We start from the raw sequence: 25,104 nt of genomic DNA on the forward strand, positions 1-25,104 counted from the left end.
GGGCATCCAAATGATTCAGTTCTCCGCAGAAATATCCTGACCGAAATACTTCTCGCTCAGCTCTTTCAGGGTGCCGTCGGCACGCAGCTCCTCAATGGCGGTGTTGATGGCTTCCAGCAGGGTGGCGCTGGCATCACCCTTGCGCAGGGGGATGGCAACGTGAGAAGCGTCCTCAGTCTGGGCCACCAGCTTGAAATCTGCGTCCGGGTGGACGTTCAGGTAATCGTAGAAGGAAACATCGGCGTTCAGGGTGGCATCGATGCGGCCTGCGGTGAGCAGCTGGATGGTCTCTTCCAGCGTGTCGATGCCCTGCACGGTGGCGCCATAGCTTTCGGCCAGCTCCATGTAGGTGGAAGCCAGACTGTTGGCGGTGGTCTTGCCCTTCAGGTCTTCAAAGCTGGTGATGTCCTCGTTGTCCTTGCGGACGGCGAGGGCGGTGTGGATGTAGCCGTAGGGCTCGGTGAAATCGTAGGTCTTGGCGCGCTCGTCGGTCACTTCCACGCCGTTGCACACGATGTCGTAGCGGCCTGCGTCCAGACCGGCAAACAGGCTGTCCCAGTCGCTTTCCACGTATTCCGGCTCCACGCCCAGCTTTTCGGCAATGGCGCGGGACACCTCCACGTCGTAGCCCACAAGGGTGTCGCTCTCGTCATGGAAGCTCCAGGGCTGCCATGCGCCTTCCAGCGCAACGATCAGCTTGCCGCTGGACTGGATGCTGGAAAGCTGGTCGCCGGCAGCAGGAGCCACAGAGGCGGCCGTGCCGGAAGCAGCGGTGGAACTGGAAGAATTGGAGCAGCCGGACAGAGTCAGTACGCCGGCAGCGGCCATAACGCTCATAAGAGAAATAAAGGTTCTGCGTTTCATAGTTGGATTCCCTTTCCTCTATAAAAATATTTGTGAAATAAACTCCTTCAGGCACAGCTGACGCTGCGCCAGCTCCCTCAAAGAGGGAGCCCTTGGCAAAGAGGGAGACTTTCTGGTTTTGACAAAGGCCCCATCCCAGAGGGGGCTGTCTGCGAAGCAGACTGGGGGAGTTGGTTAAACCTTACTCGGTGTGAGCAATCTTGCGCAAAAATTCGCGGGTGCGCTCCTCTTTCGGGTCTGCAAAGAACTGGCGGGAGGGAGCCTGCTCCACCACCACACCGTTCTCCATGAAAACGGTCTTGGAGGAAACATTGCGGGCAAAGCCCATCTCGTGGGTGACCACCAGCATGGTCATGCCCTCTTCGGCCAGCTGCCGCATGACCGAGAGCACCTCACCGGTCAATTCCGGGTCCAGTGCGCTGGTGGGCTCGTCAAAATAGATGATCTCCGGGTCGGAGGCCAGTGCCCGGGCAATGGCCACGCGCTGCTGCTGGCCGCCGGAAAGCTGACGGGGGTAGGAGTCTGCCCGGTCGGCAAGGCCCACCTTTGCCAGCATTTTCATACCCACGGCGTCCGCCTGCTCTCTGGGCATCCTGCGGGCCACGATCAGTCCCTCGGTCACGTTCTGCAAGGCGGTCTTGTTCCGGAAGAGGTTGTAGTTCTGGAACACAAAGGCTGTCTTTTTGCGCAGGCGGGCGATGTCGGCCCGGTTTGCATGGGCCAGATCAAAGCTCTCGCCGTCAAGGATCAGCTGGCCAGCGTCGGCAGTCTCAAGAAAGTTCAGACACCGCAGCAGGGTGGTCTTGCCGGAGCCGGAGGGACCGAGAATGGCCACCACATCGCCCTTTTCAACGGTCAGGTCCACCCCGCGCAGCACCTGCAGCTCTTGGGCTGCCTTCCGCGCACCGGGACGGTGGAAGATGCCCGCATGCAGGCCGGGCTTTGCATCGGTGCGGAATGTTTTCTGCACATTGCGGATCTCTAACATTGCCATAAAACCCACACTCCTTTCTCACTGGAAGCCGTGGGCATTCAGCCGACGCTCCAGCAAAGCCTGCAGCTTGGTGATGACCGTGCAGAACAGCAGGTACACCACAGCCACCTCGCAGTAGATGGGCAGGAAGATGTAGGTGCGGGCGGCCACCCGCTGGCCCGCCATGAACAGCTCGGCCACCGTGATATTGGACGCCAGCGAGGTGTCCTTGATCATGCCGATGAGCGAGTTGGAGAGGGCGGGCACTGCCGTGCGCAGGGCCTGCGGCAGCACGATGCGGCGCATGATCTGCCACCAGCTCATGCCCACGCAGTAACCGGCTTCCAGCTGGCCCTGGGGCACGCTTTCCAGCGCACCGCGCATGGTCTCGGCGCAGTAGGCACCCTCGTTGAAGGCAAAGGCGATGACCGCAGCCGGGAAAGCGTCCAGCATGATGCCCACGCTGGGCAGACCATAAAAGATGATGAACAGCTGCACCAGCAGCGGCGTGCCGCGGATGACCCAGATGTAGAACCGTGCGATCTGCCGCAGCACCGGCACATTGGCGTACTGCACCAGCGCGACGGCCACGGCAATGATCATGGCAAAAAAGAAGGAGACAAGGGTCAGCGGGATGGTCATGGTCAGGCCGGCTGTCAGGATACGCGGCAGGGCCTCCACCAGCACGCTGACCGTGCGGTTTGCAAAAAATGCTTCTAACATGAAAAATGTTCCCTCAGAACGGTGTTCAGATACTCTCTGTGTTGTCCGGAATAAAGGTATTATAAGCCTTGAAGCATACTTGAAGTCAAGGCTTTTTGCCAAATCCCTACAAAACCTACCAGAATACTATAGCATGAATTCGGATGGAGTGCAAACGGTTTGTGCAAAACGCGTGATGTGTACAAAAACGGACGACCCATCTGGAAAACTTTGTGCAATGCGGCAAGCGGTTGACGGCGCACCTGCTTTCGTGTACAATGGACGTGACAACGCGCACCGGGCAAAGCACCGGCATGGGCGCAAATTTACCGCCGGGCACAGCTGCCCTGTGCGGTGCAGACACGGAGGACACGAACGTGACAAAGAAAAAAATCGGCGTTTTGGGCGCAGGCACCTGGGGCATGGCGCTGGCACGGATGCTGTGCGTCAGCGGCAATGAGGTGCAGGTGTGGTCGGCACTGCCGGCCGAGGTGGACAGCCTTTCTGCTGCCCGGGTGCACCCCAACCTGCCGGGCATGAAGATCCCGGCAGAGCTGCAGTTCACCAAGAGCATCGAGGAGGTGTGCACCGGCAAGGATGTGCTGCTGTTTGCAGTGCCGTCGGTGTTTGTGCGCTCCACCACCGCCAAGGCCCGGCCCTATATCCCGGACGGACAGATCCTTGTGGACGTTGCCAAGGGCATGGAGCCGGATACCTTATATACCATGACCGAGGTCATCGCCGACGAGCTGAACCGTGAGGGCGGCCCCAAAGGGGTAAAGCTGGTAGCGCTCTCCGGCCCCACCCATGCCGAAGAGGTGGCGCTGGACATGCCCACCACCATCGTTTCGGCCTGCCCGGATGAACAGGCTGCAGAATTTGTGCAGGACGTGTTCAGCAACACCTGTATGCGGGTGTACACCAACCCCGATATCAAAGGCGTGGAGCTGAGCGGCGCGCTGAAAAATGTGATCGCGCTGGGCGTGGGCATCTCCACCGGCCTTGGCTACGGTGACAACGCCCGCGCGGCCCTCATCACCCGCGGCATTGCCGAGATCGCCCGGCTGGGCGTGGCCATGGGCTGCAACATCCACACCTTTGCGGGTCTGGCCGGCATCGGCGACCTGATCGTGACGGCCACCAGTATGCACAGCCGCAACAACCGCGCCGGCATCCTGATCGGCAAGGGCGAAAGCCCGGAGCAGGCCGTCAAGGAAGTCGGCATGGTGGTGGAGGGCATCAATGCACTGCCTGCCGCTATGGAGCTGGCTGCAAAGTACAATGTGGAAATGCCCATTGTGCAGACGGTGAACGCCATCGTGAAGGAGGGCATGAGCGCCAGCGACGCGCTGCGCACCCTGATGGACCGCAACCGGAAGAACGAGATGCCGCAGGGCTACGAAAACAACGGGTAAAAACCAGTGAAAAGGCAGCTGACCGCAGGGTCGGCTGCCTTTTGTCCTTTTTATGGGCAGCCCGGCTGCCCTGCAGACACCGAAAACACAAAATAATTCAAATTTTTTACCAAAATCAGACGTAAAAGGGTAGAAGGTCGGGAAACTTTCTGCTATACTGAAACAGAACGCAAAAACCGGGGGACGTTTTGTGCACCCTGCCGGAGAGAAAGAGAGGAATCTGCCATGCCGTCAACCTATGCGCACCGCCGCTTTGGCGCCAATGTGCTGGAACATCTGCCGGATGAACTGCGTGCTCAGCTGGAACAGAACCGTGAGCTTTATGATATCGGCCTGCACGGGCCGGATCTGCTGTTTTATTACCATGCTGCCAAGTCCAACCCGGTGGGTGCACTGGGCAACGCCATGCACGAGGAGCCGGGGCGGGTATTTTTTGACCGGGCGCGCAGGGTGGTGCACTGCGAGGTGGACCGGGATGCTGCGCTGGCCTATGCGCTGGGCTTTGTCTGCCATTTTGCGCTGGACAGCACCTGTCATCCCTATGTGGAGCAGTTCACCCGGGAAAGCGGTGTGACCCACTGCGAGATCGAGACCGAGTTCGACAACATGCTGCTGCGCCGGGACGGACACGACCCGCTGAAGTTTTTCACGGCCAGCCATATCCACCCGTCGGAGAAGAACGCGGGGATCATTGCGCCGTTCTACGAGGGCATCTCGGAGCAGACCGCGCTGGAAGCACTCAAGGGCATGATCTCGGTGCACAGACTCCTGCAGGCGTCCAACCCGGTCAAGCGCTGGGTGGTGCTGACCGGCATGAAGGTGGTGGGCAAATATGATATGCTGCACGGCCTTGTGGCAAATCCGCAGCCGAACCCGAAGTGCGTGAAAAGCGGCAAGCAGCTGGAAGCGCTGTACGCCAAGGCACTGCCGCTGGCAGAAACGCTGATCCTGGAGTTTATGGCAAAGCTGGATACTGACGAACCGCTGGATAAGGCCTACGACCATACCTTTGGGGAGTTCTGAGTAAGTCGATGCAGGCCAGCAGGGAAAGATGCTGCTTCCCGCTACGACCCTTTTGGTGAAAATGTGTTTGGAGCGCTCCGCGTTTGCACAGCAATGAAAGCCCCAGTGGGGCTTTTAAGCGGCGAGCGGTCTGCGTTAGCAGATGGAGGGGCTTTGCCCCGACAAGTTCCGCAGAGCACGACAAACACGAAAATAAAATTTCCGCTGAATATGGCCAGAACGTGAGCGGCGGCCATTGTAAATGATGAAATCTAAAAAGAGGGGGCACCGCCCGGCGGTGTGAGAGGAAACAAGATGAAACATGAAAAATTCAAGGTGACACCGCTGGAACGCGCGTGGATCCTGTACGATGTGGGCAACTCGGCCTTTGTGCTGATGATCGCAACGCTGGTGCCCATCTTCTTCAACGCGCTGGCTGAGGCCGGCGGGCTGAGCTCGGTGGACTATCTGGCCTACTGGGGCTACGCAAGCTCGGTGGTCACGGTGATCACCGCCGTGCTGGGGCCCATTCTGGGCACGCTGGCCGACACCAGAGGCTTCAAGAAGCCCATCTTCATGCTCTGCCTGTTCGTGGGCGTGGCAGGCTGCTGTGCCATGGGCCTTGCTACCACATGGCTGCCGTTCCTGCTCATCTTCATCCTTGCAAAGATCGGCTTTTCGGGCAGTCTGGTGTTCTACGATTCCATGCTGGGCGATGTGACCACCCCGGAACGCATGGATGTTGTGTCCTCGCAGGGCTATGCATGGGGCTACATTGGCAGCTGCGTGCCCTTTGTGGTGTGCTTGGCGCTGGTGCTGGGCAGCGGGGCCATCGGCCTGAGCCAGATGACCGCCCTTTCCGTGGCACTGCTCGTCACCGCCGTGTGGTGGCTGGGCACCACCCTGCCGCTGCTGCGGAAGTATAAGCAGATCAACTATGTGGAGGTGGAGCAGCACGCCATCCAGCAGAGCTTTGTGCGCATCGGCCACACCCTCAAGCACCTGTACGAGGATAAGCAGGTGTTCTGGTTCCTGCTGGCTTTCTTCTGCTACATCGACGGCGTGTATACCATCATCGATATGGCCACCGCCTACGGCACGGCACTGGGGCTGGAGACCACAGGCCTTTTGCTGGCCCTGCTGGTGACGCAAATCGTGGCCTTCCCGTCGGCGCTGATCTTTGGACGTCTGAGCGCAAAATATCCGTCCAGCCAGCTTATCCCGGTCTGCATCGCAGCCTATACCGGCATTGCGGTGTTCGCCTTTTTCCTGACCAGCCAGTGGCAGTTCTGGGTGCTGGCCGTGCTGGTGGGCATGTTCCAGGGCGGCGTGCAGGCACTCAGCCGCAGCCACTTTGCCAAGATCATCCCGGTGGAGAAATCCGGCGAATACTTCGGCCTGTTCGATATCTGCGGTAAGGGCGCATCCTTCCTTGGCACCATGATCGTGAGCGTGGGCAGCCAGCTGACCGGCAGCGCCAATGTGGGCATCGGAATGCTGGCGGTGCTGTTTGCGGTGGGCTTTGTGCTGTTCCGGGTCTCCTGCGGGACCGAGGACGCAAAACAGGTGTAATAACACGGTTTAAAATTGCCGACGCGTTCGCTCTGGCAATATCAGAGGAAAGATTGTTTTATAATTTTGCAAACAAGCCAGTCCTGCGGGGCTGGCTTGTTTGCTTTTTCACGGGAAGGGCGCAATGGCAAACGGCATTTTGCTGCCATTGCGCAGTAAAGATGCAGCTTTCGGCAGCGACTCTATTCGTGAAAGTGCGTTTGGAGCGGCCCGCAGGCCGCGACAAACGCGAAATAAAAATAAAATTTCCGCTGAATATGGCCAGAGTGTAACGGAGGCCATTTTAAACCGTTCTGCTGGTTATAATTAACAAACCTGTAATTGTGTTTTTCGCCCTCGAATGATACAATAGAGGCAATGACTTCAAAACCGCAAAGGAGAAAACGAAATGGAACGATTTCCCGGTTATACCACCCTGCGCACCGAGCCTTGCCCGGAACAGCACGGGACCCTGACCGTGCTCACCCATGATGTGAGCGGTGCCACCGTGCTGCTGGTGGAAAATGAAGATATCAATAAGGCATTCGGCATCGGATTCGGTACCTTCCCGTCCGATGACACCGGTGTGTTCCACATTCTGGAACACTCGGTGCTGGCGGGCAGCGAGAAATACCCGGTCACTTCGCCGTTTCTGCAGCTGCTCAAAAGCAGCATGGCGTCCTTCCTCAATGCCATGACCTTCCCGGACAAGACCGTGTATCCCTTTGCTACCCCCAACGAGACCGACTTCAAGAACCTGATGGACGTCTACCTGAACGCAGTGTTCTGCCCGCTGGCTATGGTGGACAAGGCAGTGTTCGAGCAGGAGGGCTGGCACCGCAGTGCCGACGGCACCGTGAGCGGAGTGGTGTACAACGAGATGCAGGGCGCGCTGGCCGCACCGGATGCACAGCTGGAAAATGCACTGGAACGGGCCATGTTCCCGGATACAGCCTACGGCTTTGTTTCCGGCGGTGACCCGGCCAGCATCCCGGCACTGACCTACGAAAAATATAAGCGGGTGTACCGCCGCCATTACAGTGCAGACAATTGCTGCATCACCCTTTACGGCAGGATGGATATGGCTGAAAAGCTGGAACTGCTGGACAGAGATTATCTCTCTAAAATGCCCAAGGGCACCAGCCGTCCGCGGCTGACTGCGCAGGATGAGCAGGCCGGAGCCTGCGTGGAGCTGCCCTATTACACGGAGAACCCGGAGCCGGACGAGGTGCAGTGTGCACTGGCATGGTACACCGGTGCCTTTGCGGACCGGGAGCGTCAGCTGGGCGTGGAGGTCCTGCTGGACGCCTTGCTTGGCACCAACAACTCACCGCTGAAAGCCGCACTGCTGGCCGAAAAGCTGGGTGCGGATATCGACATCGGCTTTGATGACAGCACCCTGCAGCCGGTGCTAGAGCTGGTGCTGCGCGGTGCTACCAAAGAGACTGCAGGCCGGTTTTCTGCCGCTGTGCGCAAGGCTGTGGACGGCATCCTGACCGAGGGCATCCCGCAGGAGCTGCTGCTGGCCTCGCTGAACGCGGCGGAGTTCGCATCCCTTGAGCGCCCGGGCAGCCTGCCGGACGGCGTGCTGGATGCCATCAACGCTTCCACCGGCTGGCTGCACACCGGCGACCCGGCTCTGCTGCTGCACACGGACAGGCTGTTTGCTTCCCTGCGGGAAAAGATGGCCGACGGCTGGTTCGATGAGCTGCTGCGTGAGCTGTTTGCACCAGCCCCGGTGCAGGTGGTGCAGGTGCCCACCCTGCCCGGAAAGGACGAGGAGAACGCGCCTGTCCGCACCGACGGCAAGCTGGTGCTGGAACACCCGCTGACCGCCGCCGACCTTGGCGACGGCGCAAAGACTGCACCCGAAACGCGGGAACTGCTGGCCGGGGCACAGCTGCTGCATCACCCCTCGGCGGGCAGCCTGTATCTGAATTTCTACTATGACCTTGGCAATGTGAAGCCCGAGGACATGCAGTATCTTGATCTGCTGACCGATGTGCTGGACGAACTGGACAGCAGCAAGCACACCGCCCGGCAGCTGAACACCCTGCGCAGCACATGGCTGGGCGACAGCCGCGTGCAGCTGGACATCTGGACCGGCCGTCAGGAGGGCGCACCCTGCCACGCAAAACTGAGCCTGTGCCTGAGCCTTCTGGAACGCAGTCTGGATAAGGCGGTGGAGCTGGGCGGCGAGTGGCTGTATGACACCATCCTCACCGGCCCAGCGGCAGAAGCAGCCTTTGCCCGGGTGCTGAGCCAGCAGAAACTGAACATGGAACAGCAGTTCATTCAGCAGGGCAATGTATACGCAGCCACCCGCGCCGGTGCCCACTACACGGTGGACGGTGCGGTGAGCGAGCGCTGCAGCGGCGTGAGCTACTATAAGTTCCTGTGCGGCGTGCAGGAGCGGGGCAACTGGGCCGCTTTGGGCGAAAAGCTGGATGCTCTGCGCACCGAGGTGCTGCAGCACGCGCAGCTCACCGTCAGCCTGCACGGCAGCGAGGATGCCCTTGCCAGACTGCGCACCCTGCTGCCGGAAAGCCGCTTTGCCGCCGAGGGCCGTGCTGCGGCAAGACCCTACACCGAGCCGCTGACCCCGCCGGTGAATGAAGCCTTCGTGATCGATGGCGGCGTGAACTACGATGTGCTGGTGTGGCCCATGGAGCGCCGCAGCGACCGCAAGGTGCTGGCCCGCGTGATGAGCTACGAATACCTGTGGCACAGCATCCGCGAGGTGGGCGGCGCTTACGGCACCGGAATGCTCTCCTCGGACGGCGTGGAGTACCTGTACACCTACCGCGACCCCCATGTAAAGGAAAGCTACGACACCTTTGCAAAAGGCCCGGCAGAGCTGGCAGCCCGGGAGTATACCGAAAAAGACCTGAACGATTTTATCGTGGGTGCCGCAGCCAAGCTGGACACTCCCCGTAAGCCCCGCGCCGAGGCCCGGGAGATCGACCGCCGGTACTTCTGCGGCATCACGGACGAGATGGTGTCGGCCGACCGCAGAGCCCTGTGCGCTGTGGATGCTGTCCTGCTGAAGGAGCAGGCCGCAGAGCTGGGTGCCGCCATGGCAAACGGCGTGCGGGTGGTGTTTGGCAGCAAGGATGCTGTGGAAGCCGCAAAAGAATTGTTTGATACGGTGGAAACATTGTAAATGAATTTTAAAAAGTGCCTGATGATACGAAAAATGTCATCGGGCACTTTTACTTTTTGTAAAGAAACGGAAAAATTTTAAAAGCAGGGTTGACGCGGCAAAAAAGCAGTGGTAAAGTAATGGGCGGAAAAGGCAAAAAGTGTCTTTTTACAACAGGAAAACGAGGTGGTTGTCATGGAACCTGCTGGCAGTAGCAGCAGTCTTTCTCCCCGATTACTTTATATGATGGCAGCCGCCGTTTCTGCTTTGCGCAGACCCTGCTGTGTGTGAATGCACACGGTGCGTGTTTGTGTTCCCTGAAAAGAAGAAACGAGAGCTGCCACTGAAAAGGAGGCAGCTTTTTTATGTCTGAAATTTCGATCGATACCCTCAAGACCATGCTGGCAAATCTGGATGATGCCAAAAAGTACCAGAGCCTGCGGGACGTGATGGAGACCCTGCCTGCACCCGATCTGGCCGCAGTGTTCGAGGATCTGCCTGCGGAAAAGCTCCCGGTGCTGTTCCGCCTGTGCCCCAAAGACCTTGCGGCAGATGTGTTCGCCGAGCTGACGCCCGCGACCCAGCAGCAGCTCATCGACGGCCTGACCGATACCGAGCTGAAGGCGGTGGTGGATGAACTGTTCGTGGACGATGCCACCGACCTTGTGGAGGAGATGCCTGCGAATGTGGTCAAGCGCATTCTGGCTCAGGCAGATCCCGCTACCCGCCGCATGATCAACGAGCTGCTCAAGTATCCGGAGGACTCGGCCGGCGGCGTGATGACCACCGAGCTGATGGCGCTGCGGCCGGATATGACCGTGGCACAGGCCATGGACACGATCCGGGAAAACGGCTTTGATAAGGAGACCATCAACAACTGCTATGTGACCGACAGCAGCCGCAGACTGGTGGGTGTGGTCTCCCTGCGGGCGCTGGTGCTGGCAAAGAACACGGAGGAGCCTATCAAGGACCTGATGGATTCCAATGTGGTCAGCGTGAGCACCACCACGGATCAGGAGGACGTCTCCAAGCTGTTCGAGAAATACGGCTTTCTGGCCATCCCGGTAGTGGACGCCGAGAACCGGCTGGTGGGCATCGTGACCATTGACGATGCCATCAGCATCCTGCAGGATGAGGCCAGCGAGGATATCGCAAAAATGAACGCCATCGGCCCATCCGACAAGCCCTACTTCAAGCAGAGCATGTGGGACCTGTACAAGAGCCGTGCGCCGTGGCTGCTGTTCCTGATGATCAGCGCCACCTTCTCCAGTCTGGTCATTCGCGGCTACGAGGACGCACTGGCCGCTGTGACCGTGCTGACTGCATACATCCCCATGCTGACCGATGCAGGCGGCAACGCGGGCAGCCAGAGCACCTCCACCATCATCCGCGGCATGGCGGTGGGCGATATCCAGCCCCACGATCTGCCCCGCATCCTGTGGCGCGAGAGCCGTGTGGCCCTGCTGTGCGGCGGCACGCTGGCGGTGTGCAACTTTGCAAAGATGCTGCTGTTCGACCGCATTGCGGCTCCGGTGGCACTGGTGGTGTGCCTGACCCTGATCTGCACCATCCTGCTCTCGCAGATCATCGGCGGCATCCTGCCCGTGGCAGCAGAAAAGCTGCACGTAGACCCCGCTGTGATGGCTTCGCCCCTGATCACCACCATCGTGGATACCACCACGCTGCTGGTATACTTCAACATTGCAAAGGCACTGCTGCATCTGTAAAACTGAAAGAACTGCTGTCTGAGCTCCTGGAAAAGGCCGTATGACCTTCCGGGAGCTTTTTTGAGCCAAAATATGATGCGCGGCATTGCCGGGAACAGCAGACATTTGCAGAAATTTGCGGGAAAAGCGCTCAAAACCGCAAAAAATGACGGCAGAACTGTCCCTGAAAATATTTTTCAAGATATACAAGAAATACACGGCGTCCCCAAAAGAGCTCATGCAACATTTTGTAATCTTTTTGAGAGAAAAATGACATAATTTTTTGCTTTTGTAGGAAGGTTGCAAATGTATGAAAAATTGTGATGTTTCGAGAAAAGAAATTGGCGAGCCCAAAAAGCATTTGTTGAAATGGCACAAAAGAACTCCTTCAATCTTGTGAACTTGTTCTCTTGCACAGGGGGCTCTGCAAGGGTATAATACGAACAGGAATTACAGGAACGTGCAAGAATGCTCCTGTGAAAATGCTGAGATACGAATTGAAGGAGAACACTATTATGAAAATGATTTCGCGTCGTGACTTCCTGAAGGCATCTGCTGTTGTTGGCGCAACTGCTGCTATGACCGCCTGCGGCGGCTCTTCCTCCACCAGCACCGCTGCTTCCAGCGTTGCTTCTTCCACCGCTGCTTCTGCCGCTGCTACCAACGGCTCTGCCAACATCGGCGTTTGCATCTATCAGTTTGCTGATAACTTCATGACCCTGTACCGCTCCGATCTGGAAGAGTACCTGAAGGACATGGGCTACTCCGTCACCATCATGGACGGCAAGAACGACCAGAACACCCAGACCGAGCAGATCAACACCTTCCTGCAGCAGGGCGTGGACGTGCTGGTCATCAACCCCGTGCAGACCACTTCCGCACAGACCATTGTTGATACCGTCAAGCCCTCTGAGACTCCTATCGTCTTCATCAACCGTGAGCCCGACAAGAGCGTTCTGGACTCCTACGCAGACAAGTGCTGCTACGTTGGTGCTGACGCACGTCAGTCCGGTACTTATCAGGGCGAGCTGATCCTGGAGACCGAGACTCAGGGCGATATCAACGGCGACGGCAAGGTCACCTACATTATGTGCAAGGGCGACCCCGAGAACATCGATGCTCAGTACCGCACCGAGTACTCCATCAAGGCTCTGACCGATGCAGGCAAGGAAGTTGAGTGCCTGTACGAGTATCTGGACAACTGGGATCAGACCACCGCTCAGCAGGACGTTGCAAACGCTCTGTCTCAGTACGGCGACAAGATCGAAGTCGTCTTCTGCAACAACGACGCAATGGCACTGGGCGCTCTGCAGTCCATCCAGCAGGCTAACCGCACCGTCGGCAAGGACATCTATCTGGTCGGCGTCGATGCTCTGGCAGAGGCTGTTCAGGATGTTCTGGATGGCAACATGACCGGTACCGTTCTGAACGATGACGTGGGTCAGGCTACTGCAGCTGCTGAGGCTACCAAGCTGTACGTCGAGGGCTCCAAGGTCGAGCAGTACTACTGGGTCGACTATGTCAAGGTGACCAAGGACAACGCTTCCGAGTACGTGAAGTAAGACCAAAGTTTTCCTGAAACAATGCAAGGTGCGCAGTGGACCTTGACGGCTTGAACAAAGCTATAAAGCGCGTGCGTGCGAGAAATATTCTCCGCGCACGCGCCTTGTTTTGAAAAAAGGTTTTTCTGCGGCCTTATAATAAACGACAAGGAGGCTCTGCGGAATGTCAGAATACCGTCTGGTAATGAAAGGCGTGGTCAAGACCTTCCCCGGCGTCAAAGCGCTGGATCACGCCCAGTTGGAGCTTCGCCCCGGTAAGGTCATGGCGCTGATGGGTGAAAACGGCGCCGGTAAGTCCACACTGATGAAATGCATGTTTGGCATTTACAAGATGGACGAGGGCGAAATTGAATACGAGGGCGAAAAAGTTACCATCACCACCCCTCTGGATGCACTGAACCGCGGCATTGCCATGGTGCATCAGGAACTGCAGCCGATTCCGGCACGTACTGTGGCCGAGAACATCTGGCTGGGCCGCTACCCCACCAAGAAATACGGCATCGTCACTGTTGTGGACCATGCCAAAATGTACAAAGATACCGATGAACTGCTGAAAAAGCTGAAGCTGGAGATCAATCCCCATGCAAAGCTTGGCTCTCTGAGCATCGCACAGATGCAGATGGTGGAAATTGCAAAGGCTGTTTCCGCAAACTGCAAGGTGCTGATTCTGGACGAGCCCACTTCCTCGCTGACCGCAAACGAAGTTGAGTCGCTGTTCCGCATCATGCGCGAGCTGAAGGCTCTGGGCGTGGCACTGGTCTATATCAGCCACAAGATGGACGAGATCAAGGTGATCGCGGACGAAGTCACCATCATGCGCGATGGCCAGTACATCGGTAAGTGGGACGTTGCCAACATGACCAAGGAAGAGATCATTGCAAAGATGGTCGGCCGTGAGCTGTCGAACCTGTATCCCCCGCTGGAGAACCATCCCTCGGACGAGGTCATGATGAAGGTGGAGGACTTTACCTCCATCCATCCGCGTTCCTTCCGCCACTGCAGCTTCGAGGTCAAAAAAGGCGAGATCCTGGGCGTGGCCGGTCTGGTGGGCGCACAGCGCACCGAGCTGATGGAAGGCATCTTCGGCCTGCGTGCCCATACCTCTGGTAAGGTGTGGATCAAGGGCGAAGAGGTCAACATCAAGCAGCCCCGCGACGCCATCCAGAAGAGCGTGGCTCTGCTGACCGAGGACCGCCGTGCCACCGGCATCATGGGTGTGCTGAGTGTTGCGGATAACATCTCCATTGCATCGCTGGATGCCCTGCGCAAGGGCCCCATCATGCTGGACAACAAGAAGATCCTGGATCTGGTGGCTACCAACAAGGAAAAGATGGCCATCAAGGTGCCCAGCCCCAAGACCCAGATCAAGAGCCTTTCCGGCGGCAACCAGCAGAAGGTGCTGATCGCCCGCTGGCTTGCCAACAACCCCGATGTTCTCATTCTGGACGAGCCTACCCGCGGCATCGACGTCGGTGCAAAGTATGAAATTTACTGCATCATCGCCGATCTGGCCAAGCAGGGCAAGAGCATTATCATGATCTCCTCCGAAATGAGCGAGATCATCGGTATGTCCAACCGTGTCATGGTCATGTGCGATGGCCGTATCACCGGCTTTATCGACGGCAAGGACGCTACGCAGGAAAACATCATGGCACTGGCTACCCAGTTCGAGACCGCACCCACCGCTGCGGCAAATCAGTAAATAAGGAGGCTGTCTATCGTGGAAGCTACCAAAAAATTGAATGGCAAGGCTGTGGGCAAGTGGCTCAGCAACAACGCCATTATTATGATGATGCTGGCCATCACTCTGATCGTTGGCATCATGCACCCCAACTTCTTCTCCGGCACCAACATGATCAACCTGTTCAAGAACGTGTCCATCCGCTACATCATCGCTCTGGGCATTTCCGGCTGTCTGATCACCACCGGTAACGACCTGTCCGCTGGCCGTCTGGCTGGTTTTGCCGCATGTCTGGCCTGCATTTTTGCGCAGACCGAAGGCGCTTCCGGCAAGTTCTACCCCAATATGCCCACCCTGTCCACCCCCGTGGTGTTCATTCTGGTCATTGCTATCTGCGCCATCGTGGGTCTGTGCAATGGTTTGGTGGTCAGCTACCTGAAGGTGCAGCCCTTTATTGCAACTCTGGGCATGCAGCAGGTAGTCTACGGTATCTGTCTGGTGTACACCGGCGGTACCCCCATCGGCTCTTTGAACAAAAACTTCACCTCTCTGGCCTCCAACACCATCATCGGTGTGCCTGTGCTGATCTGGATCGCACTGGTGGTGGCCGCATGCTTCTGGTTCCTGTACAACAAGACCCGCCACGGCAAGTACATGTACGCCATCGGCGGCAACGAAGCTGCTGCTGAGGTGGCCGGTGTCAACGTGCACGCTACCAAGATCCGCATCTACATCCTGGCCTCCTGCATGTTCGGTCTGGCAGGCTGCCTGCTGGCTGCAAAGTCCGGCGGCGCATCCGTCAACACTGCAATGGGCTATGAGCTGGACGCCATCGCAGCCTGCACCATCGGCGGTGTTTCCACCACCGGCGGCGTTGGTACTGTTCCCGGCGTTCTGGTCGGCGTTCTGGTCTTTGAGCTGATGAAGGTGGCTCTGCAGTTCATGAACGTGAACTCCTCCTACACCTACATCGTTCAGGGCCTGGTCATCATTGTGGCTGTGGCCATCGATATCCGCAAGTATCTGGCAAAGAAGTAAGAGCTTTTTCTGTGGGTCGTCTGCTTTTGGGCAGGCGGCCCGCTTTTTTTATCTGCATTTGTGTGGTATTATAAAGAAAAACAACATCAGGAGGTGTGCTTATGGCACAGGAAAACCGAACAAGGGAGCAGTTCACAGAGGAGCTTGCCCGGCGGGAAGCTGCCCTTGCGGCCCGGGAAGAACAGCTTGCACAGGAGCAGGCAGAGTTGGCCGCGCAGAAGGCGGATTTTGAGGAGGGCAAAAAGAGCCTGCTGAACAACGGCGACAAAAACTTTGTGAATGCGAAAGAAAAAATGTACGACCATTTTCCGCTGACCGTGCACCAGATGGATATTATCATCGGAGTGCTGTTTGCACTGATCGCACTGTTCCTTGTGCTGGGCGTGACCCACACCAGCTTCTTCGGGCTGTTCGGAGGGTAAGTGCATTCCTTTTCTACAGAAGGTGATTGCATTTCATCCGCAATATGCGTATAATTTAGGATAAAAGCTCTGCCGCACTGCGGCGGCAGGAAGAGGAGTGGTGATCTTGAAAAAGAAATGGCTCGCGGCGGCACTGGCAGGCATTCTGCTGGCAGCTGCGGTTCTGAGCGGATGTGCATCGACAGAAAAGGCCAAACGGCTGCGCTTCGGTGTGGCTGGCGAGGGCGGCATCTACCGGGAGTTCGGTGAGCGGTTCGCAGCATTGGAAAACGAGACGGACAACGGGCAGGTGGAGCTGAAGGCTACCGCCGGTTCCGCAGCGAACCTGCGCCTGCTGACCGGCGAATACCTGCAGCTGGCCATTGCACAGGCAGACCTTGTGCAGGATGCCTATGACCAGACCGGCATCTTTGCCGACGAGGAGGAGGACCGCGGCTTTGGTGCCGTGGCGGCGCTGTACACCGAGACCTGTCAGGTGGTGGTGCGGGCAGATTCCGACATCCGGTCCATTGAGGACCTGCACGGCAGGACGGTGAGCATTGGCGCGGAAGAATCCGGCTCGGAGCAGAACGCGCTGCAGATCTTATCTGCCTATGGTCTGAACGACAAGATGGTGAGCATGGTGAACCTGAACTATGAGGATGCCGCTGCCCAGCTGAAGGCGGGCAGGGTGGATGCCATCTTTATGACGGTGGGCGCGCCCAGCCCAGTGCTGACCGCTCTGGCAGGTGAGTGCGGCATCCGACTGCTGAAGGTGGACGGTGCGGCGGCACAGCGCCTGATGAGCGCTTACAGCGCCTACAACACGGTCACGCTGCCGGCAGGCACCTATCCCGGACAGACGGAGGAGGTGCAGACGGTGGGCGTGAAAGCCGTTCTGCTGGCCAGCAACGCGCTGCCTGCAAAGCAGGTGCAGCAGCTGACACAGCTTCTGTTCTCCAGCCGGGAAGGGCTGGAAGAGCAGCTGGGCATCCCGCTGGACCCGGAGGAAAACGCAGTAGAGGGCGTTGGCATCCCGTTCCATGCGGGCGCGGCCGCATACTATAAGGCGGCAGGAATTACGGTCAATCAAACGGCTGGGAACTGAGGGAAAGTAGAGCAATGAAGATCGAATTGGATATGTATCAGACACTGGCCGTTGCCGTGCTGGTGCTGATGCTGGGTAAGTTTTTGCGGGAAAGGGTGCAGGTGCTGGAACGCTTCTGCATTCCGGCCCCGGTCATTGGCGGCGTGCTGTTCGCCATTTTTACCTGCGTGTGCTATGTGACCGGCGTTGCCGAGTTTGCATTTGATGATATTCTAAAGGAAGTCTGCATGGTGATGTTCTTCACCTCAGTGGGCTTTCAGGCGAACCTCAAGGTGCTGAAAAGCGGCGGAAGAGCGATGATCGTGTTTCTGGGCGTGGTCATCGTGCTGATCGTCAGCCAGAACTTTATGGCCGTGGGGCTGGCAAAGCTGCTGGGCGTGGATGCGCTGGTGGGCCTTTGCACCGGCTCCATCCCTATGGTGGGCGGCCACGGCACCGCCGGTGCCTTTGGCCCGGTGCTGGAGGACTTTGGCATTCAGGGGGCCACCACCCTGTGCACGGCAGCGGCCACCTATGGCCTGATCGCAGGCAGCATGATGGGCGGCCCCATCGGCAAGATGCTCATTGAGCGGCACAACCTGCTGGCCACGGTGGTACCGGAGGATGACAGCCTGCTGGTGGAAGAAGAAATGAAGCACGAGCGCCACACTACCATGTACCCGGCGGCAAGCTTTCAGCTGATCGTCGCCATGGGCATCGGCACGGTGCTGTCCAGACTTCTGAGCATGACGGGCATGACCTTCCCCGTCTATATCGGTGCCATGATCGCGGCGGCGATCATCCGCAATGTGGGCGAATACAGCGGCCAGTACACCGTGTATATGGGCGAGATCAACGATATTGGCGGCATCTGCCTTTCGCTGTTCCTGGGCATGGCGATGATCACCCTGAAGCTGTGGCAGCTGGCAGAGCTGGCCCTGCCGCTGATCGTACTGCTGGCCGGGCAGACCCTGTTCATGATCCTGTATGTGGTGCTGGTGGTGTTCAACATCATGGGCCGCGATTACGATGCGGCGGTCATCGTATCCGGCACCTGCGGCTTTGGCATGGGTGCAACGCCCAACGCCATGGCCAACATGCAGGCCATCTGCGATAAATATTCGCCCTCGGTCAAGGCGTATCTGCTGATCCCGCTGGTGGGCAGTCTGTTTGCGGACTTTTTGAACAGTCTGGTCATTACGGTGTTCATCAATTTTATCTGAAGCTGATCTTTACAGTTCGGGCGGGCTTCCGCACCGGGAAAGGAGACGTGCAATGTCGCTTTATCACCATCTGAAAACGTGGCTCGGAAAAAAGCGGGAGCATCCCCATGAGGAAGAAACCGTGGCCGTGCCGGAAATCCATACCGGCAAGGTGGCACATCATACGGATGCGGACGGCACTCCGGCGGCAGATAAGCCGATCCACTATGATAACGTGGCTATCCCGGAAGTGCATATCCACCCGCGGCGCAAATAACCCCGATTGCTAAAAAAGAATAGTTCCACGCCGGACAGCCCGGAGCGAATGCACAGGCTGTTCCGGATCACAGGAAGCAGAAAAGCTCCCGTCCATCATCAGGACGGGAGCTTTTTGTTTGCGGTAAGATCAGCGGCTTAGAGGAACACGTACTTGAGGATGAACAGCACGGTCAGCACGTACATCAGCGGGCTGATCTTCTTTTCCTTGGCCTTGCCGGAGACGACGTTGATGATGGTCCAGGAAATGACGCCGATGGCGATGCCCTCAGAGATGCTGTAGGCAGTGGGCATGGCCAGAATGGTGAGAAAGGCGGGGATGCCCTCGCTGGGGTCATTGAAGTCGATCTTGACGGCGGAGCCCATCATGTAGAAGCCCACGATGATCAGGGCCGGAGCCGTTGCAAAGGACGGGATGGTGAGGAACAGCGGGCTGAAAATGGTGGCCAGCAGGAACAGGATGCCGGTGGTCATAGCGGTCAGACCGGTGCGGCCGCCCTCGGTGACGCCGGAAGCGCTCTCCACGAAGGTGGTGGTGGTGGAAGTGCCCAGCACAGCGCCTGCGCAGGTGGCGATGGAGTCGGCCATCAGTGCGCCCTTGATGTGGGGCAGTTTGCCGTCCTCGTCCAGCATGTCGGCCTTGGAGGCAACACCGATCAGGGTGCCCAGCGTATCGAACAGGTCAACGAACAGGAAGGAGAACATGACGGCAAAGAAGTTCAGGATGCCAACGCCGGAGAAATCGGTCTTGAACACCTGACCAAAGGTCTTGCCCAGCGCGGAGAAGTCGAAGCTGACGAAGGCGGTGGGAATGACGGAGTACATGCCTGCGTCGGGGTTGGGAACATAGATGCCGGCGATCTCGCAGAGGATGCCCAGCACCCATGTGATAAGGATGCCGTACAGGATGCCGCCCTTGACCTTCTTTACCAGCAGGATGGCGGTGATCACGATACCCAACAGGGCAAGGATCGCGCCCATGCCCACGCTGGAGAAGGTCTCGCCCTTGAAGTGCTGGTAGGTGACGAGGGTGGAATCGCTGTTGACGATCAGCTTTGCGTTCTGCAGACCGACAAAAGCAACGAACAGGCCGATGCCCACGCTGACGGCACTCTTCAGGGTCATGGGAATGGCATTGAAGATGCCCTCACGGACATTGGTGAGGGACAGCACGATGAAGATGATGCCCTCCACAAAGACGGCCATCAGGGCCAGCTGCCAGCTGTAACCCATGGTGAGAACGACCGTGTAGGAGAAGTAGGCGTTCAGGCCCATGCCGGGTGCCAGTGCAAACGGATAGTTGGCAAGCAGAGCCATAAGCGCAGTTCCAACAAAGGATGCCAGCGCGGTGGCAATCAGAACAGCCTCGGAATCCATGCCCGAGGCGGACAGGATATTGGGGTTGACCGCAAGGATGTAGGCCATGGTCATGAAGGTGGTGATACCAGCCATGATCTCGGTCTTGGCATCGGTGTGGTTTTCTTTCAGATGAAAGATGTTTTCTAACATGAAGAACCTCCTGATTTTAAATAAGAAGCCGTTTTCATAAACACAGCACACCGCCTGAAGGGGGTTGCCCGCATCCGTTCGGCACACCCTGCTTATAAACACAGCTCCCAAAACATCCCGCCGGTGCGTGCGGCGGGAAAGAACAAAAGCTATTGTAGCATGTTCCGCCTGGGTTTGTCCACAAAATAAACACATTTTTTTCATTTTTTGTCCAAAAATTGCAAATGAGTATGACTTTAAACGTTTCCGGGAGATTTGCCACAGGTTTCGCGTGGAAAAATACACTGCTTTCAAAAAATGACAGGATAACGTTGTTTAAAATACGGCTTTATTATACTGTAAGGATTTTTGCAAATTAAATATACCGTTCGGCCCTGAAAAAGTACACCCTGTCGGAGTTCGGCAGACGGTGGTATCCTTTTGCCATAGCCCAGCACATCGGGGCAGAAAGGAGCTGATACCCACACCATGGGGCAGATAAAACAGGCCAAAGGGCTGGAAAGCCTGAGCCGGGCCACCGACACCCTGAGCACCCTGCTGGCGCAGGAGGTACGGGAGCTGAATGCCCGCCAAAAGGCAGCAAAGAAAACGGGCGCGGCAGACGGCAGCACCATCAAGGGCCTCAAGGAGGCCACGGCGGTGCTCAAGGATCTGGCCGCTGTGGCCAAGACCCTGAACGATCAGGGCACACAGACAGAGGGCACAGGATGCGGCGTGGTGATCCTGCCGCCCGTGGAGGAAGAAACATGAGCACACAGGAAGCAAGAGCGCCGGTGGTCTGGCGGCCACAACCCAGACAGGCCGAGTTCATGCGCCGCCCGGAGCCGGAAGCGCTGTACGGCGGTGCGGCAGGCGGCGGAAAAAGCGATGCGCTCATCATTGAAGCGCTGCGGCAGGTGCATATCCCTCACTACCGGGCGCTGATCCTGCGCAAGACCTACCCGCAGCTTTCCGATCTGGTGGACAAAAGCCAGATGTACTACCGCAGGGCTTTTCCGCAGGCGCAGTACAACGCCACCACCCATGTGTGGAACTTCCCCAGCGGGGCAAAGATCTATTTTGGCTCCATGCAGTACACCAAGGACCGCACCAATTATCAGGGCAAGGCCTTTGATTTTATCGGCTTTGACGAGCTGACCCACTTTGAATGGGAAGAGTACAGTTACATGATGAGCCGCAACCGTCCCACCGGCCCGGGCACCCGGGTGTACATGCGGGCCACCACCAATCCCGGCGGCATCGGCCACGGGTGGGTGAAGGCAAGGTTCATCACGCCGGCACCGCCCGGTACGCCCATTGTGGAGGAACACACAGTCAGGCTGCCGGACGGCACCGAGCAGAAGCTGCAGCGCTCGCGGGTGTTCATCCCGTCCAGCATCTTTGATAACCCCGCCCTGCTGGCCAACGATCCCGGCTACCTTGCAAGCCTTGCCAGCATGCCGGAAGCGGAAAAGCAGGCCCTGCTCTATGGCAGCTGGGACAGCTTCAGCGGTCAGGTGTTCACCGAGTGGCGCAACGACCCGGCCCACTATCAGGATCAGCGCTGGACGCATGTCATCGCACCCTTCACCATCCCGAAGCATTGGACCATCTACCGCGGGTTCGATTTTGGCTTCTCGAAGCCCTTCTCGGTGGGGTGGTACGCTGCGGATGAGGACGGGCGGCTCTACCGTATCCGGGAGCTGTACGGCTGCACGGGCCGCCCCAACGAGGGCCTGCGTATCGACCCGGTGGAACAGGCCCGGCGCATCCGGGAGGCAGAGCAGAACGACCCTCTGCTGCGGGGCAGGGTGATCCACGGCATTGCCGACCCGGCCATCTTTGATGAGAGCCGCGGCGAGAGCATTGCTGCCATGATGGAGCGGGCCCCCGGCTTTTTGCACTGGGCCCCCGGCGACCACACCCGTCTGGCCGGAAAGATGCAGTTCCACTACCGGCTGAACTTTGACACGGACGGCAGGCCGATGCTGCAGGTCTTCAACACCTGCAAACACTTCATCCGCACCATCCCGAACCTTGTGTACGATGAGAGCAATGTGGAGGACATCGACACCCGGCAGGAGGATCACATCTATGACGAGTGCCGCTATGTGCTGATGGAAAACCCCATCAGTCCGCCCTGCCGCTGCGCTGCGCCGCCCCTGCAGGACGACCCGCTGGAGCTGCACAAACAGGCAAGATTTTACAGAATTTAAAGGAGAAACGCGATGGACGATTATGAGAACGAGAGCCTGCCGGTGGGCGAAGCACAGGTGGCTGAGGCCATGCAGACGCTGCAGCGCTACAAGGCGGGCAAGGCCGCGCTGGACAAGCGCATTGTGGACAACGAGCTGTGGTTCCGCATGGGCCACTGGAAGAATTACCAGAACCCCATGATGCCCGGCAAGGCCCAGCCCTCCAGCGGATGGCTGTTCAACAGCATTGCCAACAAGCATGCGGACGCCATGGACAACTACCCGGAGCCCAACGTGCTGCCCCGGTCGGCAGATGACGAGGACACCGCACGGGCACTTTCCAGCGTATTGCCGGTGGTGCTGGAACAGGCCGACTACGAGCAGGTGTACAGCGACTGCTGGTGGCGCAAGCTCAAGACAGGCACCGGCGTGACCGGCATCTTCTGGGACCCGGCAATGCGCGGCGGCATCGGCGACATTGCGGTGCGCAGCGTGAACCTGCTGATGCTCTACTGGGAGCCGGGCGCAGCAGATATTCAGGCGTCGCCGGACTTTTTCAGCCTGAGCCTTGAGGATACGGCCCAGCTGAGCGCCCGGTATCCGCAGCTGCGGGGCCGCACCGCCAGTGTGCTGGATGTGCCCCGGTACATCCACGATGAAGGACAGGACACCAGCACCAAGAGCGTGGTGGTGGACTGGTACTATAAGCGGCCGGATGCCAGCGGCCGCATGGTGCTGCACTACTGCAAATTCTGCAACGGCGTGGTGCTGTACGCCAGCCAGAACGACCCGGCGCTGGCAGAAAGGGGCCTGTACGACCACGGACAGTACCCCTTTGTATTTGACCCGCTGTTCGTGGAGGAGGACAGCCCGGCGGGCTTTGGGTACATCGATGTGATGAAGGACTGCCAGACGGCCATTGACAAGATGAACCATGCCATGGACGAGAACGTGCTGCTGAGCGCAAAGCAGCGGTACGTGCTCAGCGACACGGCAGGGGTCAACGAGGAAGAGCTGGCCGATTTCAGCCGGGACATCGTGCATGTGGTGGGCCGTCTGAACGATGACAGCTTCCGTCCCCTGCAGACGGCCGGCCTGCAGGGCAACAGCCTGAGCTACCGCCAGAGCCGCATTGAGGAGCTGAAGGAGATCAGCGGCAACCGGGATATGACGCAGGGTGGAACTGCCGGCGGTGTGACCGCTGCCAGCGCCATTGCGGCCTTGCAGGAGGCAGGCTCAAAGCTTTCCCGCGATATGCTCAAGAGTGCCTACCGCGCTTTTGCCAAGCAGTGCTACCTGATCATCGAGCTGATGCGCCAGTTCTACGACGAGCAGCGGGTGTTCCGCATCGTGGGCGAGAGCGGCGAGAACCGGTTCGTGCCCTTCTCGGCGCAGGCACTGCGGGCTGTGCCCGGCGGCAGCGTGGGCGGCGTGGAGCTGGGCAGCCGGGAACCGGTCTTTGACATCGTGGTCAGTGCCGCCAAGAAGAGCACCTTCAGCCGCCTTTCCCAGAACGAGACCGCAAAAGAATGCTATCAGCTGGGCTTTTTCAAGCCGGAGAATTCCGATGCCGCCCTTGCGGCACTGGACATGATGGATTTTGAAGGCATCGAGAAGGTGCGCCAGCGGGTGCGGCAGAACGGCACCCTTGCCCAGCAGCTGGCACAGCTGCAGGACCAGATGGTGCGGATGGCGGCGGTGATCGAGATGCAGGGCAGCGGCCAGAGCGATGCCGATGGCCTGACCCGCAGCGTGAGCAGCGCGTTCACGCAGAAAAACGGGCAGGCTGCAGCCACAAAGCTGGCGGGCCTTGGCAGCGCACTGCCGGTGGCCGCTGCTGCAAGAGCCATGGATCTACATTGAAAAGGAGGTGAATTTTTATGATGAAGGTTGTTTACAGCGAAATGGATACCCCGGCCGGGATCAGCTGCCGGTTGGAAGCTGCCGGTCACGCAGGCTATGCGCCTGCCGGGCAGGACATCGTGTGCGCCGGTGCCAGCACCGTGATGCAGGGGCTTGTGTGTCTGCTGGCAGGCGAAGAGAGTGCCCGCAGCGATGCCTTTGACGAGCCGGACGGCCCGCGTCTGGCGGTGCAGGCAGACGCGCCCTGCGCAGAATGGGTGCAGGGTGCCTTTGAACTGGCCAAGGCCTGCTTTGCACTGCTGGCTGAGCGCTACCCGGAGAATGTCCGCTTTGCGGATGTGAGCTGCCGGGGCGAGAAGAGCATGATGGATCTGCAGCTGTTTGCAAATGAAGGCGGCGATGCCGCTCCTGCTCCCCCGGCCCTGAGCGAAGCACAGACCCGGCAGGCAGTCGCTTCCGGCACCATGAAGCCCGGTGAAGCCGCCCCTGCCGTGTCCGCTGCGCCCCAGCCGGAACCGGAAGCCCGGCCTGAGCCGCCCGTTCAGCGCCCGGAACTGCCACCGCTGTCCGGCCTTGCCTGCAGCACCCGGACGGCAGTGCAGGGCCTGCACGCCCGCTGGGCGGCAGAAGAAGCGGCCATACGCCGCAGCCAGCCGGACTTCAATTTGCAGAAGGAACTGCGCAGCCCGGAAATGCGCCGTCTGATGCAGCTGCCCGGGATGCGGGTGCAGGACGCTTACCGTCTGGCCCATTACGACGAAAACCTGCGCACCGCTGCACAGGCGGTGGAACAGGGCGTGGTGGAGCGGATCCAGCAGCGCGCCGCACGGCCCACCGAAAACGGCATCCGTCCCGGCGGTGCGGCCACCGTCCGCCCGGATGTTGCCAGCATGACCCGCGCCCAGCGCGAAGCACTGGAACGCCGTGTGCTCCACGGAGCACAGATCGAACTGTAA

At 58.7% G+C, this 25,104-nt stretch carries 22 protein-coding genes; 18 read left to right on the forward strand and 4 right to left on the reverse strand.

Features of this window, described 5'->3' with window-relative positions:
* Positions 1 to 15: 15 nt before the first annotated feature.
* The 3 genes from ACKXF9_RS05690 to ACKXF9_RS05700 form a co-directional block, all read right to left on the reverse strand.
* A complete protein-coding gene (locus ACKXF9_RS05690) occupies positions 16 to 864 on the reverse strand; it encodes a transporter substrate-binding domain-containing protein (RefSeq protein WP_418265553.1) in 849 nt (282 codons plus the stop codon).
* A gap of 181 nt (positions 865 to 1,045) precedes the next feature.
* Positions 1,046 to 1,858 (reverse strand): amino acid ABC transporter ATP-binding protein, encoded by an 813-nt coding sequence (locus ACKXF9_RS05695; RefSeq protein ID WP_249238114.1) that lies wholly within the window; start codon positions 1,856 to 1,858, stop codon positions 1,046 to 1,048.
* An 18-nt stretch (positions 1,859 to 1,876) separates the two neighbouring features.
* Positions 1,877 to 2,560, reverse strand: coding sequence for an amino acid ABC transporter permease (locus tag ACKXF9_RS05700; RefSeq protein WP_418265554.1), 684 nt, complete (start codon positions 2,558 to 2,560; stop codon positions 1,877 to 1,879).
* 257 nt (positions 2,561 to 2,817) lie between these two features.
* On the opposite strand from ACKXF9_RS05700, the gene ACKXF9_RS05705 reads away from it, so the two are divergent.
* The 14 genes from ACKXF9_RS05705 to ACKXF9_RS05770 all read left to right on the forward strand — a co-directional run bounded on the left by ACKXF9_RS05705 (position 2,818) and on the right by ACKXF9_RS05770 (position 18,603).
* Positions 2,818 to 3,954: an NAD(P)H-dependent glycerol-3-phosphate dehydrogenase gene (locus ACKXF9_RS05705; RefSeq protein WP_339395366.1), complete on the forward strand. Its 1,137-nt coding sequence runs from the start codon at positions 2,818 to 2,820 to the stop codon at positions 3,952 to 3,954.
* A gap of 225 nt (positions 3,955 to 4,179) precedes the next feature.
* Entirely contained in the window at positions 4,180 to 4,977 is a 798-nt protein-coding gene (locus ACKXF9_RS05710) for a zinc dependent phospholipase C family protein (RefSeq protein ID WP_418265555.1), read from the forward strand.
* 294 nt (positions 4,978 to 5,271) lie between these two features.
* The gene (locus tag ACKXF9_RS05715) at positions 5,272 to 6,528 is read left to right on the forward strand and encodes an MFS transporter (RefSeq protein WP_418265556.1); all 1,257 of its coding nucleotides are present in this window, start codon (positions 5,272 to 5,274) and stop codon (positions 6,526 to 6,528) included.
* 124 nt (positions 6,529 to 6,652) lie between these two features.
* Entirely contained in the window at positions 6,653 to 6,838 is a 186-nt protein-coding gene (locus ACKXF9_RS05720; protein ID WP_418265557.1) for a hypothetical protein, read from the forward strand.
* Between the two features lie 78 nt (positions 6,839 to 6,916).
* Positions 6,917 to 9,670, forward strand: coding sequence for an insulinase family protein (locus ACKXF9_RS05725; protein ID WP_418265558.1), 2,754 nt, complete (start codon positions 6,917 to 6,919; stop codon positions 9,668 to 9,670).
* 344 nt (positions 9,671 to 10,014) lie between these two features.
* A complete protein-coding gene (mgtE, locus tag ACKXF9_RS05730) occupies positions 10,015 to 11,376 on the forward strand; it encodes a magnesium transporter (RefSeq protein ID WP_339395362.1) in 1,362 nt (453 codons plus the stop codon).
* A 60-nt stretch (positions 11,377 to 11,436) separates the two neighbouring features.
* On the forward strand, positions 11,437 to 11,634 hold the full coding sequence (locus ACKXF9_RS05735; RefSeq protein ID WP_418265559.1) for a hypothetical protein: 198 nt from the start codon (positions 11,437 to 11,439) through the stop codon (positions 11,632 to 11,634).
* Positions 11,635 to 11,870: 236 nt separating this feature from the next.
* Positions 11,871 to 12,917, forward strand: coding sequence for a substrate-binding domain-containing protein (locus ACKXF9_RS05740; RefSeq protein ID WP_339395360.1), 1,047 nt, complete (start codon positions 11,871 to 11,873; stop codon positions 12,915 to 12,917).
* Positions 12,918 to 13,080: 163 nt separating this feature from the next.
* Entirely contained in the window at positions 13,081 to 14,619 is a 1,539-nt protein-coding gene (locus tag ACKXF9_RS05745) for a sugar ABC transporter ATP-binding protein (protein ID WP_418265560.1), read from the forward strand.
* 18 nt (positions 14,620 to 14,637) lie between these two features.
* Positions 14,638 to 15,636: an ABC transporter permease subunit gene (locus tag ACKXF9_RS05750; protein WP_120080912.1), complete on the forward strand. Its 999-nt coding sequence runs from the start codon at positions 14,638 to 14,640 to the stop codon at positions 15,634 to 15,636.
* A gap of 101 nt (positions 15,637 to 15,737) precedes the next feature.
* Positions 15,738 to 16,058 (forward strand): hypothetical protein, encoded by a 321-nt coding sequence (locus ACKXF9_RS05755; RefSeq protein ID WP_097781527.1) that lies wholly within the window; start codon positions 15,738 to 15,740, stop codon positions 16,056 to 16,058.
* Between the two features lie 100 nt (positions 16,059 to 16,158).
* Positions 16,159 to 17,145, forward strand: coding sequence for a TAXI family TRAP transporter solute-binding subunit (locus ACKXF9_RS05760; protein WP_418265870.1), 987 nt, complete (start codon positions 16,159 to 16,161; stop codon positions 17,143 to 17,145).
* Between the two features lie 14 nt (positions 17,146 to 17,159).
* On the forward strand, positions 17,160 to 18,347 hold the full coding sequence (gene gltS, locus ACKXF9_RS05765) for a sodium/glutamate symporter (RefSeq protein WP_418265561.1): 1,188 nt from the start codon (positions 17,160 to 17,162) through the stop codon (positions 18,345 to 18,347).
* A 52-nt stretch (positions 18,348 to 18,399) separates the two neighbouring features.
* Complete coding sequence (locus ACKXF9_RS05770; protein ID WP_097776394.1) at positions 18,400 to 18,603, forward strand: hypothetical protein; 204 nt, start codon at positions 18,400 to 18,402, stop codon at positions 18,601 to 18,603.
* Positions 18,604 to 18,740: 137 nt separating this feature from the next.
* Here ACKXF9_RS05770 and ACKXF9_RS05775 read toward each other — a convergent pair whose 3' ends face one another.
* Positions 18,741 to 20,111 (reverse strand): NCS2 family permease, encoded by a 1,371-nt coding sequence (locus tag ACKXF9_RS05775; RefSeq protein WP_348584693.1) that lies wholly within the window; start codon positions 20,109 to 20,111, stop codon positions 18,741 to 18,743.
* Positions 20,112 to 20,579: 468 nt separating this feature from the next.
* Between ACKXF9_RS05775 and ACKXF9_RS05780 the strand changes: the two genes are divergently transcribed.
* Genes ACKXF9_RS05780 through ACKXF9_RS05795 form a run of 4 tightly spaced genes read left to right on the forward strand, consistent with a single transcriptional unit; the run spans position 20,580 to position 25,104 of the window.
* Entirely contained in the window at positions 20,580 to 20,861 is a 282-nt protein-coding gene (locus tag ACKXF9_RS05780) for a chemotaxis protein (protein WP_249238127.1), read from the forward strand.
* Positions 20,858 to 22,306: a phage terminase large subunit gene (locus ACKXF9_RS05785; protein WP_418265562.1), complete on the forward strand. Its 1,449-nt coding sequence runs from the start codon at positions 20,858 to 20,860 to the stop codon at positions 22,304 to 22,306. The genes ACKXF9_RS05780 and ACKXF9_RS05785 overlap by 4 nt, the downstream gene beginning before the upstream one ends.
* A 12-nt stretch (positions 22,307 to 22,318) precedes the next feature.
* The gene (locus ACKXF9_RS05790; protein WP_418265563.1) at positions 22,319 to 24,148 is read left to right on the forward strand and encodes a portal protein; all 1,830 of its coding nucleotides are present in this window, start codon (positions 22,319 to 22,321) and stop codon (positions 24,146 to 24,148) included.
* Positions 24,149 to 24,165: 17 nt separating this feature from the next.
* Complete coding sequence (locus ACKXF9_RS05795) at positions 24,166 to 25,104, forward strand: ribosomal-processing cysteine protease Prp (RefSeq protein WP_418265564.1); 939 nt, start codon at positions 24,166 to 24,168, stop codon at positions 25,102 to 25,104.

This window comes from Faecalibacterium sp. 9 (assembly GCF_048320955.1).
Lineage (GTDB): Bacteria > Bacillota > Clostridia > Oscillospirales > Ruminococcaceae > Faecalibacterium > Faecalibacterium wellingii.